This window comes from Pantoea sp. LS15 (assembly GCF_012241585.1).
GTDB lineage: Bacteria > Pseudomonadota > Gammaproteobacteria > Enterobacterales > Enterobacteriaceae > Enterobacter.
This window is the reverse complement of the sequence record NZ_JAAVXA010000013.1, coordinates 107,095-120,212: the sequence shown is the minus strand read 5'-3', so window position 1 is coordinate 120,212 and position 13,118 is coordinate 107,095. Positions and strand designations below refer to the sequence as shown.

The 13,118-nt window shown below is 54.2% G+C and carries 11 protein-coding genes; 6 read left to right on the top strand and 5 right to left on the bottom strand.

Going from position 1 to position 13,118, the window contains the following annotated elements:
- Window positions 1–42: 42 nt before the first annotated feature.
- Together panS and lysC are read right to left on the bottom strand one after the other, a co-directional pair.
- Window positions 43–987, bottom strand: coding sequence for a ketopantoate/pantoate/pantothenate transporter PanS (gene panS, locus HED65_RS17805; RefSeq protein WP_114979576.1), 945 nt, complete (start codon window positions 985–987; stop codon window positions 43–45).
- Between the two features lie 90 nt (window positions 988–1,077).
- The gene (lysC, locus tag HED65_RS17800) at window positions 1,078–2,427 is read right to left on the bottom strand and encodes a lysine-sensitive aspartokinase 3 (protein ID WP_028017979.1); all 1,350 of its coding nucleotides are present in this window, start codon (window positions 2,425–2,427) and stop codon (window positions 1,078–1,080) included.
- Between the two features lie 375 nt (window positions 2,428–2,802).
- On the opposite strand from lysC, the gene pgi reads away from it, so the two are divergent.
- From pgi to psiE, 6 genes are all read left to right on the top strand, one after another.
- A complete protein-coding gene (pgi, locus tag HED65_RS17795) occupies window positions 2,803–4,452 on the top strand; it encodes a glucose-6-phosphate isomerase (RefSeq protein WP_108089384.1) in 1,650 nt (549 codons plus the stop codon).
- A gap of 365 nt (window positions 4,453–4,817) precedes the next feature.
- Entirely contained in the window at window positions 4,818–5,060 is a 243-nt protein-coding gene (yjbE, locus tag HED65_RS17790) for an exopolysaccharide production protein YjbE (protein WP_114979575.1), read from the top strand.
- A 62-nt stretch (window positions 5,061–5,122) separates the two neighbouring features.
- Window positions 5,123–5,761: a YjbF family lipoprotein gene (locus HED65_RS17785; protein ID WP_114979574.1), complete on the top strand. Its 639-nt coding sequence runs from the start codon at window positions 5,123–5,125 to the stop codon at window positions 5,759–5,761.
- Entirely contained in the window at window positions 5,758–6,495 is a 738-nt protein-coding gene (locus HED65_RS17780) for a capsule biosynthesis GfcC family protein (protein WP_114979573.1), read from the top strand. Before HED65_RS17785 ends, HED65_RS17780 begins: the two co-directional genes overlap by 4 nt.
- The gene (locus HED65_RS17775; RefSeq protein ID WP_114979572.1) at window positions 6,495–8,591 is read left to right on the top strand and encodes a YjbH domain-containing protein; all 2,097 of its coding nucleotides are present in this window, start codon (window positions 6,495–6,497) and stop codon (window positions 8,589–8,591) included. Before HED65_RS17780 ends, HED65_RS17775 begins: the two co-directional genes overlap by 1 nt.
- 122 nt (window positions 8,592–8,713) lie before the next feature.
- The gene (gene psiE, locus HED65_RS17770; RefSeq protein ID WP_000202963.1) at window positions 8,714–9,124 is read left to right on the top strand and encodes a phosphate-starvation-inducible protein PsiE; all 411 of its coding nucleotides are present in this window, start codon (window positions 8,714–8,716) and stop codon (window positions 9,122–9,124) included.
- A 97-nt stretch (window positions 9,125–9,221) separates the two neighbouring features.
- On the opposite strand, the gene malG is transcribed toward psiE, so the two are convergent.
- The 3 genes from malG to malE all read right to left on the bottom strand — a co-directional run bounded on the left by malG (window position 9,222) and on the right by malE (window position 12,931).
- Window positions 9,222–10,112 (bottom strand): maltose ABC transporter permease MalG, encoded by an 891-nt coding sequence (gene malG, locus HED65_RS17765; protein WP_014830272.1) that lies wholly within the window; start codon window positions 10,110–10,112, stop codon window positions 9,222–9,224.
- A gap of 14 nt (window positions 10,113–10,126) precedes the next feature.
- Window positions 10,127–11,671 (bottom strand): maltose ABC transporter permease MalF, encoded by a 1,545-nt coding sequence (gene malF, locus HED65_RS17760; RefSeq protein ID WP_114979571.1) that lies wholly within the window; start codon window positions 11,669–11,671, stop codon window positions 10,127–10,129.
- Window positions 11,672–11,740: 69 nt separating this feature from the next.
- Window positions 11,741–12,931, bottom strand: a complete 1,191-nt coding sequence (gene malE / locus HED65_RS17755; protein ID WP_032666867.1) for a maltose/maltodextrin ABC transporter substrate-binding protein MalE — start codon at window positions 12,929–12,931, stop codon at window positions 11,741–11,743.
- Window positions 12,932–13,118 lie beyond the last annotated feature (187 nt).

Genomic DNA, 13,118 nt, shown 5'->3' with positions numbered 1-13,118 from the left:
CCTCCTGATGGGGAGGCTTCAGTGTAAAGCAAGCAGCGTAAATTAACTCTGCTTCACCGCATCTTTTTTGGGTTGTTCATCAATCGGCTTACCGGACCAGTAACCCGCCAGCAGCGAACCGGACAGGTTATGCCAGACGGAGAACAGTGCGCCAGGTAGGGCTGCCAGTGGTGAAAAGTAAATCTTACCGAGTGCTGCCGCCAGACCGGAGTTCTGCATTCCCACCTCGATTGCCAGCGTGCGACAAGTGGACTCGTCAAAGCCAAACAGCTTCCCGCCCCAGTAACCACCGAGTAATCCAATGGTGTTATGCAGTACCACCGCGATGATCACCACAAAGCCTACAGAAGCAATGTGTGACGCCGAACCGGCCACCACGGCGCTGATGATCGCCAGAATGCAGACCATCGAAAACGCTGGCAGGTACGGCTCAACGGCTTTCACCACGCGCGGGAAAAGATGGTGAATGACCAGTCCCAGCGCAATCGGGATCACCACGATTTGCAGGATGCTAAGCAGCATGCCCATGACGTCCACCTGAATATGTGCATCCACATACAGGCGCGTTAACAGCGGGGTGGCAATTACGCCAACCAGCGTGGAAACGGAAGAGATAGTGACGGAGAGTGCGACATCACCTTTCGCAAGATAGATCATTACGTTGGATGCTGTACCGCTGGCCACGCTGCCCACCAGTACCATCCCGGCGGAGAGATCGGGCGGCATCTTAAAGGCCATTGCCAGAAGCCACGCGGCGAGCGGCATCACCAGGTAGTGCAGGAATATGCCTGCAGCGACAGGAGCCGGTCGCGACAGCACACGTTTAAAGTCGTCGATTTTCAGGTGTACACCCATGCCGAGCATGATCAGCATCAGCAGAGTGGTGACCCACGGACCAATGCCGGTGAACGTAGTGGGCGTGTAATACGCGACTATGGAGAGCAGCAGCGCCCATAACGGGAACAGCCGTGTGATGGCGGATAACATAGGTATTTCCTTGCGATTGTGTTGTGTTTAGTTATGAAAAAGCCGGGTCTGTGCCCGGCTTATAGGTATTGTTTATCGTGCTAACGAATTTTATTCAAACAAATTCTGATGAAGTTTCTGCACCACCTGCTCCGCCTGATCGGCAGGGACCAGGAAGCAGAGGTTATAGCTGGATGCACCGTAACAAATCATACGGATGTTGAACGGGTCGAGTACGCCGAAGACCTCTTTCCCTACGCCGCAGGCACGCGACAGCTTGTTGCCGATGATGGCAACCAGCGCCAGATTTTCTTCTACTTCCACGCGGCACAGTTCAGAAAGCTCAATCAGCAGTGACTGTGTCAGCAGGGTGTCACCGGTGGAGGTGGAACCGGTAGTATCCAGTGTCAGCGCGATGCTCACTTCGGAGGTGGTGATCAAGTCTACAGAGATGTTATGGCGCGCCAGAATGCCAAACACTTCCGCCAGGAAGCCACGGGAGTGCAGCATATTGTGGCTGTGCAGCGTGACCAGCGTCTGGCGACGGCGCAGAGCCAACGCGCGGAACAGTGGTGGATTTTCTGTTTTCTTGCAGACCAGCGTGCCGCCTGCTTTCGGGTCTTTACTGGAGCCGACGAAGACCGGAATATCGCTGCGTACGGCAGGCAGCAACGTTGCCGGGTGCAGCACCTTCGCGCCGAAGGTGGCCATTTCTGCCGCTTCTTCAAAGGCGATCACATCAATACGTTTAGCTGCAGAAACGACGCGCGGGTCGGTGGTGTAAATGCCCGGAACGTCAGTCCAGATATCCACGCGCGTTGCATGCAGGGCTTCGCCCAACAGTGCGGCGGTGTAGTCGCTGCCGCCACGGCCAAGCGTGGTGGTGCGGCCTTTCGCTTCACTGCCGATAAAGCCCTGGGTGATCACGATACCGTCTGCCAGACGGGGAGCCAGCTGCTGATTGGTCAGCTCCGCAAGCGCTTCAACGTCCGGCTCGGCGCGGCCAAAGCGATCGCTGGTACGCATCACTTTACGCACGTCAAACCACTGCGCCTGAATGTTACGCTCGCGCATGATTTCCACAAACAGCAGAGTCGACATCAGTTCGCCATGGCTGACCAGTTCATCGGTCAGGGCAGTGGAGGTGGCCAGAGAAGCCGCTTCAGCCAGCGTGGTGATATTTTCCAGCAGGCGTTCCACTTCTTCGCGGATGACATTCGGGTTCTGCAGACGTTCAAGGATGTCGAACTGAATTTTGCGCAGTGCATCCAGCTTAACGAAACGCTCGGTCGCTTCCAGTCCTTCAGACAGAGAAACCAGCAGGTTCGTCACGCCAGCAGAGGCAGAAAGCACCACCAGGCGGGTATTCGGATCGGCTAGCACCACATCGGCGCTGCGGTTCATGGCATCGTAATCGGCCACACTGGTGCCGCCAAATTTGGCGACCACAAAACTCGTCATAACAACCTCGTGTCAGGGAATGAATAAAGCGACCTTGGCACAAGAATGAAACGAAAACAGGTGCAGGCGCAAAATACGGCCCTATAAATAAAATGCGGGGGAGGTCCTGTCAATGCCGGGATTATGCGGATTTTTCATGGGGGGGTACCCCTGAGAAACAGGACTTATAACAGGGCCATATTTTATGCTTCATTTTACCCGGTTTTGACCGACATTTCGCCTCCTCAGGAGCGCTCGCCAGCAGCTATACTTTTCGGGTCTTTTCACCTGCGTTTGATGCAGGCCAGGGCAATGGCATAAAAACCATCACAATTTTTATTTGCAGGCGCTACAATCGACCGCAGTCACAATTCTCAAATCAGAAGAGTATTGCTAATGAAAAACATCAACCCAACGCAGACCGCTGCCTGGCAGGCACTACAAAAACATTTTGATGAAATGAAAGACGTCACTATCGCGGAGCTGTTCGCGAAAGATGCCGATCGTTTCAACAAATTCTCCGCGACCTTTGATGACCTGATGCTGGTGGATTTCTCCAAAAACCGCATTACCGAAGAGACGCTGGCGAAACTGCAGGATCTGGCAAAAGAGACTCAGCTTGCCGATGCCATCAAATCCATGTTCTCCGGTGAGAAGATCAACCGCACCGAAGACCGTGCTGTGCTGCACGTGGCGCTGCGTAACCGTAGCAATACGCCAATCATTGTTGACGGCAAAGATGTGATGCCAGAAGTGAACGCGGTGCTGGAAAAGATGAAAGCCTTCTCCGAAGCGATCATCTCTGGTAGCTGGAAAGGCTACACCGGCAAAGCCATCACCGACGTGGTTAACATCGGTATCGGTGGTTCTGACCTCGGCCCATTCATGGTGACCGAAGCACTGCGTCCATATAAAAACCATCTCAACATGCACTTTGTCTCTAACGTCGATGGTACCCACATCGCTGAAGTGCTGAAGAACGTGAACCCGGAAACGACTCTGTTCCTGGTCGCATCTAAAACCTTCACCACTCAGGAAACCATGACCAACGCCCACAGTGCGCGCGACTGGTTCCTGAAGACTGCTGGCGACAACAAGCACGTGGCGAAACACTTCGCGGCGCTGTCCACCAACGGCAAGGCAGTTGGCGAGTTCGGGATTGATACCGCGAACATGTTTGAGTTCTGGGACTGGGTTGGCGGCCGTTACTCTCTGTGGTCTGCAATCGGTCTGTCCATCATCCTGTCTGTCGGCTTCGACAACTTCGTTGAGCTGCTCTCAGGCGCGCATGCGATGGATAAACACTTCTCCAGCACCGCACCAGAGAAAAACCTGCCTGTGCTGCTGGCGCTGATTGGTATCTGGTACAACAATTTCTTCGGCGCTGAAACCGAAGCGATCCTGCCATACGATCAGTACATGCACCGTTTCGCGGCCTACTTCCAGCAGGGCAACATGGAATCCAACGGTAAATACGTTGACCGTAACGGCAACGCCGTGGATTACCAGACCGGCCCAATCATCTGGGGTGAGCCAGGCACGAACGGTCAGCACGCGTTCTACCAGCTGATTCACCAGGGCACCAAAATGGTACCGTGCGATTTCATCGCCCCGGCTATCACCCATAACCCACTGTCCGACCACCATCCGAAGTTGCTGTCTAACTTCTTCGCCCAGACCGAAGCGCTGGCATTTGGTAAATCCCGCGAGGTGGTAGAGCAGGAATACCGTGACCAGGGTAAAGATCCGGCAACCCTGGACCACGTTGTGCCGTTCAAAGTGTTCGAAGGCAACCGCCCAACCAACTCCATCCTGCTGCGCGAAATCACGCCGTTCAGTCTGGGAGCGCTGATTGCCCTGTATGAGCACAAGATCTTCACCCAGGGTGCGATCCTGAACATCTTCACCTTTGACCAGTGGGGCGTTGAGTTGGGTAAACAACTGGCGAACCGTATCCTGCCAGAATTGGGTGACGATAAAGCGATTGCCAGCCATGACAGTTCGACAAATGGTTTGATCAACCGTTATAAAGCATGGCGTGCGTAATTAAAATGTCATGAAAAATGCCGGCGACATGCCGGCATTTTTTTATCGGATAATTCCTGATGTCTATTATCTCGCTCAAATTCTTCTACTGAGTTTTATCTGAAAAAAGCCATTAACACGTTAATCTCTGCGGTTTATTTTAGGAGTATACGGATAATTAATTTTATTACCTTTATTTTATCTTATTGATTTTATTTGGTTATATATTAATCTTATTTTTCTTGTATTCCAGTTTTATCCATTAGTCTGAAAACCCTCTCCCTATTTACCCTTACGGCAAACCCTCTGCAGTAGTTGTGTATACTCGAATCCGCCCGAAATTCTTATCGGGCAAATCTCCATTCATTCATTGAAGGGAAATTGTTATGAAGAAAGTACTGTATGGCATTTTTGCCATATCTGCGCTTGCGGCGACATCTGTCTATGCAGCTCCGGTTCAGGTCGGGGAAGCAGCAGGGTCGGCTGCGACGTCTGCGTCTGCGGGGATTTCTACCGCAGCCAGCGCCAGCACCGTAAGTTCAGCCGTGGGTGTCGCGCTGGCGGCAACCGGTGGCGGTGATGGCTCCAATACCGGAACCACGACCACCACAACGACCAGCACCCGGTAATTACGGGTGTTTTAATCATAACCACACTTCGGTGTGGTTATTTCGCCCTTCGGAGAAGAGTCGTGAAGCGACCTGCAATCATCATGATTTGCCTGCTCTTGCAGGCGTGCTCAGCCACCACCAAAGGGCTGGGGAACTCACTGTGGGACAGTATGTTCGGCACACCGGGTGTACATCTGACCGATGATGAACTTCAGAACATGCCGTATGCCAGCCAGTACATGCAGTTAAACGATGGCCCGCAACTGTTTGTGGTGCTCGCTTTCGATGAAAACGGGCAGCAGAAATGGGTGACGCAGGATCAGGCCACCATCGTGACGCAGCATGGACGTCTCGTGAAAACCCTGTTGGGCGGAGACAACCTGCTTGAGGCGAACAATATCGCTGCCGACCCGCTTATCAAACCAAACCAGATCACCGACGGCGCAAGCTGGACGCGCATGATGGGCTGGACCGAGCATAAACAGGTGCGTTACGCCACCGCACGATCCACCTTCCGTTGGGAGGGGACGGACAGTGTCAGCGTGGGAAGCGACAAAACCCAGGTTCGCGTGCTTGATGAAGAAGTGATCACCGACCAGGCCACGTGGCATAACCGCTTCTGGATCGACGATGACGGACAAATCCGTCAGTCCCTGCAGTATCTCGGTGCCGGATTCTTCCCGGTTAAAACTACGCTTATCAAGGCCGCGAAATCATGAAAACACTTATTCGCGTTGCGCTGATCGCCAGTTTTGCCACACCGCTTGCCTGGTCTGCCGGAACGGTGAAGGTCTATACCCCGGACAGCACGCAACCCAAAACACTGACCAACGCCGGACATCTGATCGATCTCGTCGGCCAGCCCAGACTGGCGAACAGCTGGTGGCCTGGCGCGGTGATCGCTGAACGCCAGAAGACCGCTGAAGCGGAACAACAGAACAAGGCGCTCCTCGCCAGGCTGACGGGGTTAGCGGAGCAGGAAGAGGGTGAGGATGCGGCGGCGATTAACAGCGTTCGCCAGCAGCTTCAGGCACAGAAAATCACCGGGCGGTTACCAGTGAACCTCGATCCAGATGACGTGCGCGTGGCGGAGAACGGTAACCCGGCTCTGGAAGGGGAATACACGCTCTGGCTACCTGCACAACCCACTACCATCACCGTCTTTGGTCTTATCAGTCACCCCGGTAAAAAAACCTTTACGCCAGGCCGCGATGTGGCGAGCTATCTCGATGAGCAAAGCCTGTTAAGCGGTGCGGATAACAGCTATGCCTGGGTGGTTTACCCTGACGGGCACACGCAAAAAGCGCCAGTGGCCTACTGGAACAAACGCCATATCGAACCCGCTCCTGGCAGCATCATTTTTGTCGGTTTTGCCGACCATTTCTGGACGAAAGCGTATGACGGGCTTAACGCCGATATCCTTCGCTCCCTGATCCAGCGGATACCGGAATAATGAAAAGAACCTATCTCTACAGCATGCTGGCACTTTGTGTGAGTGCCGCCTGCCATGCAGAAACGTATCCGGCACCCATTGGTCCGTCTCAGTCAGACTTCGGTGGTGTCGGTTTACTGCAAACACCCACCGCGCGTATGGCGCGTGAGGGTGAGTTGAGCCTTAACTATCGTGATAACGATCAATACCGCTACTACTCCGCGTCGGTGCAACTGTTTCCGTGGCTCGAAACCACGCTGCGCTATACCGACGTGCGTACGAAACAGTACAGCAGCGTCGAGGCGTTCTCCGGTGATCAGACCTACAAAGATAAAGCCTTCGACCTCAAAGTACGCCTGTGGGAAGAGAGTTACTGGATGCCGCAGGTCTCCGTCGGCGCAAAAGATATCGGCGGTACCGGTCTGTTTGATGCGGAATACATCGTTGCCAGTAAAGCCTGGGGACCGTTTGATTTCTCACTCGGTCTGGGCTGGGGTTATCTCGGTACCAGCGGCAACGTCAAAAACCCGTTTTGCTCCTACAGCGATAAATATTGCTACCGCGATAATAGCTACCAGAAAGCGGGTTCGATCAACGGCGACCAGATGTTCCACGGACCGGCGTCGCTGTTTGGTGGTGTTGAATACCAGACGCCCTGGCAGCCGTTGCGCCTGAAGCTGGAGTATGAAGGGAATGACTACTCGCAGGATTTCGCAGGCAAGATTGAACAGAAGAGCAAGTTTAACGTCGGCGCCATTTATCGCGTCACCGATTGGGCCGACGTTAACCTCAGCTACGAGCGTGGCAATACCTTCATGTTTGGCTTCACACTGCGCACTAACTTTAACGACATGCGCCCGCACTACAATGATAACGCACGGCCTGCATACCAGCCGGAGCCGCAGGACGCCATCCTGCAGCACTCGGTGGTGGCAAACCAGCTGACGTTGCTGAAATATAATGCTGGCCTGGCGGATCCGAAAATTCAGGTAAAAGGCGATACGCTGTACGTTACCGGCGAGCAGGTGAAATACCGCGACTCGCGTGAAGGGATCGAACGCGCCAACCGGATCGTCATGAACGATCTCCCGGATGGGATCCGCACGATCCGCGTGACGGAGAACCGTCTCAATCTGCCGCAGGTGACGACAGAAACAGACGTCGCCAGCCTCAAGCGCCATCTGGAAGGTGAACCGCTCGGGCATGAAACCGAGCTGGTGCAAAAACGCGTAGAGCCGATCGTGCCAGAAACCACCGAACAGGGCTGGTATATCGACAAATCCCGCTTCGATTTCCATATCGATCCGGTGCTGAATCAGTCCGTCGGTGGGCCAGAGAACTTCTACATGTATCAGTTGGGCGTGATGGCGACAGCGGATCTGTGGCTCACCGACCACCTGCTGACCACCGGTAGCCTGTTTGGCAACATTGCTAACAACTACGACAAGTTCAACTACACCAATCCGCCAAATGACTCGACGCTGCCGCGCGTGCGCACCCGTGTGCGTGAGTATGTACAGAATGATGTCTATGTGAACAACCTGCAGGCCAACTATTTCCAGTACTTCGGCAACGGTTTCTACGGCCAGGTTTACGGTGGGTATCTGGAAACCATGTTCGGCGGGGCGGGGGCGGAAGTGCTGTACCGTCCGGTAGACAGCAACTGGGCATTCGGTATTGATGCCAACTACGTTAAACAGCGTGACTGGCGTAGCGCGCAGGACATGATGAAATTCACCGACTATAGCGTCAAAACGGGCCACCTGACGGCCTACTGGACACCGTCATTTGCTCCTGACGTACTGGTGAAAGCCAGCGTCGGCCAGTACCTGGCAGGCGATAAGGGTGGCACGCTGGATATCTCTAAACACTTCGACAGTGGCGTAGTGGTGGGCGGTTACGCGACGATCACCAACGTCTCCCCGGACGAGTACGGGGAAGGTGACTTCACCAAAGGCGTATACGTGTCGATTCCGCTGGATCTGTTCTCGTCAGGCCCAACCCGCAGCCGTGCGGCAATTGGCTGGACACCGCTGACGCGCGACGGGGGTCAGCAGTTGGGTCGTAAGTTCCAGCTGTATGATATGACCAGTGATAAAAACATTAACTTCCGTTGATACCTGGCCTGCCCGGTGGCACTTCGCCACCGGGCGAATACGCCAAATATAAACAAAAAATATAGATCCCCGTCACATTTTTGCGTTATACAGGAACCTCGCCCTGGAGAATGAGGTGCTGTATGACATCCCTGACTCGCCCGCGCGTTGAGTTTATCTCAACTATCCTCCAGACCGTGCTGAACCTCGGTCTGTTGAGCCTTGGACTGATACTGGTCGTCTTTTTGGGTAAAGAGACGGTGCATCTGGCAGATGTGCTGTTCGCCCCCGAGCAAACCAGCAAATATGCGCTGGTGGAAGGACTGGTGGTCTACTTTCTCTACTTTGAATTTATCGCCCTGATTGTGAAGTACTTTCAGTCCGGCTTTCACTTCCCGCTGCGTTATTTCGTCTACATTGGGATCACCGCGATAGTGCGGCTGATCATCGTCGATCATAAATCCCCGCTCGACGTGCTGATCTACTCGGCGGCGATCCTGCTGCTGGTGATCACCCTCTGGCTGTGTAACTCGAAGCGGCTGAAGCGCGAATAAAAAAATGGCGGCCCGGAGGCCGCCTAACAACAGTCACAAGTTGGGTCAATACAATACGTCTAAAGTTGAGGGTTGCAGTGGCATAACAAAATGAAACTTAACCTTTCACACCGCCCGCCGTCAGGCCATTCACCAGCCAGCGTTGTGCCAGCAGGAATACCACGGTAATCGGGATGGCAGAGAGCACCGCCGCCGCCGCAAAGTCGCCCCACAGGTAGTTTTGCGGGTTGAGGTATTGCTGCATACCGACGGCCAGGGTGTAGCTATTTACATCGCGCAGTAACAGAGAGGCGACGGGTACTTCGGTGATGGCGGCGATAAACGACAGGATAAACACCACTGCCAGGATAGGTACCGACAGCGGCAGCAGAACCAGCCGGAACGCCTGCCACGGGGTTGCACCATCCAGTGCCGCAGCTTCTTCCAGCGAGCCGTCGATGGTTTCGAAATACCCTTTGATGGTCCACACATGCAGTGCGATACCGCCAAGATAGGCGAAGATTACGCCACCGTGGGTGTTCAGGCCGATAAACGGCACATACTGGCCCAGACGGTCAAACAAGGCATACAACGCGACCAGCGACAGTACCGCCGGGAACATCTGGAAAATCAGCATCCCCTTCAGCAGTGAGGCCTTGCCCGGGAACTTCATACGGGCGAAAGCGTACGCACACGTGGTGGAGAGCGTCACGATACCTATCGCAGTGATCCCGGCGATTTTCACCGAGTTCCACAGCCATAACAGCACCGGGAACGGCGGCGGTGTGACGCGACCATCAGCGTGTTCCACGCTGAAGCCCAGCGCGAGCTTCCAGTGCTCCCAGGAGATTTCGTCCGGGATCAGGCTCCCGGTGGCGAAGTTACCCGAACGCAGGGAGATGGCGATGACCATCAGCAGCGGGAACATGATCGCCGCGATAAAAATCAGCAGGCCTAAATGCGTCGCCAGGAGGCGCAGTTTCTGAGATTTGGGTTGTACCATAGCCATGATCGATGCCCTCCTTAGTCAAATTTCATTCGTGTGGCTTTCAGGTTCACAATCGCCAGTGCGCCAACCAGCAGGAAGATCAGGGTGGCAATCGCCGCCGCCAGACCGAAGTCCTGACCGCCGCCGCCTTCAAAGGCGATACGGTAGGTGTAGCTCACGAGCAGGTCGGTATAGCCTGCTGGCGTGGTGGTGCCAAGACGGTCAGGGCCGCCGTTGGTCAACAGTTGAATCAGCACGAAGTTGTTAAAGTTGAAGGCGAAGCTGGCAATCATCAGCGGTGTCAGCGGCTTAATGAGCAGCGGCAGCGTAATCTTAAAGAAGTTCTGGAACGGACCCGCGCCGTCCATCGCCGAGGCTTCGTACAGATCGTCCGGGATAGCCTTCAGCAGCCCCATGCACAGGATCATCATGTACGGATAGCCCAGCCAGGTGTTGACGATGATAATCATCGAACGGGCAGTTGTCGGGTCGCTGAACCAGGCCGGTTTGATACCAAACAGTGCGCTCAACATCATGTTGATTTCACCGAAGCTCTGGTTAAACAGCCCTTTGAAAATCAGAATCGAGATAAACGATGGCACGGCGTACGGCAGAATCAGCAGCACGCGGTAAATCGCTTTGCCTTTCAGGGCTTCCCATTGCACGAGACAGGCCAGAACCATGCCCACGGCCACGGTCAGGATCACGGTCAGAACCGAGAAGACCACCGTCCAGACGAAGATGGCGAAGAACGGTTTCTGAATGCCTTCGTCGGTGAACACGCGAGTAAAGTTGTCCCAGCCGATGGTGACGGTATAGCCAGGGCTGAGCTTATCATCACCCCATTTGCCATCGGCAGTAATGGACTGATAGAAACCAATGTCGTTGTTCGGACGATATTTCACGCCGCTCTGGTTGTTGGTCAGCGTGCCGTCATCCGCCAGCGTGTAGAGAGGCTGCGTGCCGGAGAACTGGCGCAGTGAGCTCATGGTCACTTTGCTTTCGTCTGGCAGTACGGCGGTGAGCTGGGTCAGCGCCTGACGGTTCTGGGTAATGACACGCAGGTTGGCACGTTCACCTTCCGGCAGCGCTACGGCCTCTTTTAAGGCCAGCTTCTGCTCGCCGCCAAATTTGAACGCGTCGGAGACATAGTATTTGCTGCTTGCTTCGTCAGTAAGTGCTAACTTCCACTCGTTACCCGCAGGATACAGGCCGAAGTTAAAGGTCTTGCCTGCCTGATAGGAGCGATCCAGAAGCACCTGCGTTGCGCGTTCTTGAGCCAGCTGGTTGGTACTGCTGTAGTTGGTAAACGCAATGGCGATAGTACAAATCAGTGGGAAGAGAACAAACAGCCCCATCCCGGCCACGCCCGGGTAGACATAACGCCAGGCATAGGCTTTACGGTTGGCGAAAATATACAGGCCAGCAGAGCTTAAAATCAGCGTCATGATGGCAAACAGATATTCCCCTTGTACGTACATTAAAACAACAAGGTAACCCACCAGCAGACACAGCAGACCCATCACTGACCATTTCAGCGCGTCGCTTTGCCACCAGTGTTTCTTTTTAATGACATCCATGGGGTTTTTCCTCTACAACGTTTGATCTTTTCTCCCTCTCCTGGGGGAGAGGGAGAGGGGACTACGGCATTACTTAGTAATACGACCCTGCGCATCTTTCAGCGCGGCATCAACAGTCTGACGACCGCTTGCCGCATTGATGACCGCAGTACGGGTGGCGTACCAGAACGCTGCCATTTGCGGGATGTTCGGCATGATTTCGCCTTTCTGGGCGTTATCCATGGTGGCCGCAATACGTGGGTCTTTTGCCAGATGATCCTGGAAGGATTTCAGCGCAACGGCACCCAGCGGTTTGTCCTTGTTCACTTCATCCAGACCCTGATCGGTCAGCAGGTAGTTTTCCAGGAACTCTTTCGCCAGCTCTTTGTTCGGGCTTGCCGCGTTGATACCCGCGCTCAGCACACCAACGAACGGTTTAGACGGCTTGCCTTTGAAGGTTGGCAGCAGCGTCACGCCGTAGTTGATTTTGCTCTTGTCGATGTTGGTCCAGGCCCACGGACCGTTGATGGTCATCGCGGTTTCGCCTTTGTTGAACGCCGCTTCTGCGATGGAGTAATCGGTATCCGCGTTCATATGTTTGTTTTTGATGAGGTCAACCAGGAAGGTCAGACCCGCTTTCGCGCCAGCGTTGTCCACGCCCACGTCTTTCACGTCATATTTGCCGTTTTCAAACTTGAACGCATAACCGCCATCGGCGGCAATCAGCGGCCAGGTGAAGTACGGTTCCTGCAGGTTGAACATCAGCGCGCTCTTACCTTTCGCTTTCAGCTCTTTATCCAGTTTCGGGATCTCTTCCCAGGTTTTCGGTGGGTTAGGTACCAGGTCTTTGTTGTAAATCAGAGACAGGGCTTCAACCGCGATTGGGTAAGCAATCAGCTTGCCGTTATAGCGAACGGCGTCCCAGGTGAACGGGAACAGTTTGTCCTGGAAGGCTTTGTCCGGCGTGACTTCTGCCAGCAGACCAGACTGGGCGTAACCACCGAAACGGTCATGCGCCCAGAAGATGATGTCCGGGCCGTCACCGGTTGCTGCAACCTGCGGGAATTTCTCTTCCAGCTTATCCGGGTGTTCTACGGTTACTTTGATACCGGTGTCTTTCTCGAATTTTTTACCCACTTCGGCCAGGCCGTTATAGCCCTTATCGCCGTTAATCCAGATTACCAGCTTACCTTCTTCAATTTTGGCGAGAGCCGGTGCGGAAATCATCATTGCTGCAAGGGCGGACAATGCGAAAACACGTGCGCCAGTCTTGATCTTCATATCTGCCATCCTTTTTTGGTGATGTGCTCGTGGATACAATGAGGTGGTTCAACGTGACTCAGTCTCCTTATTTGACATCCTCTTTCCATCCTCCCAACTCCTACGCCCCACCCCCGGTTTGTGTGATCTTCGTTACATAAATTTAAGTTATGAGTGCTGGCGCACATAAAAACACACTGAATTTTGC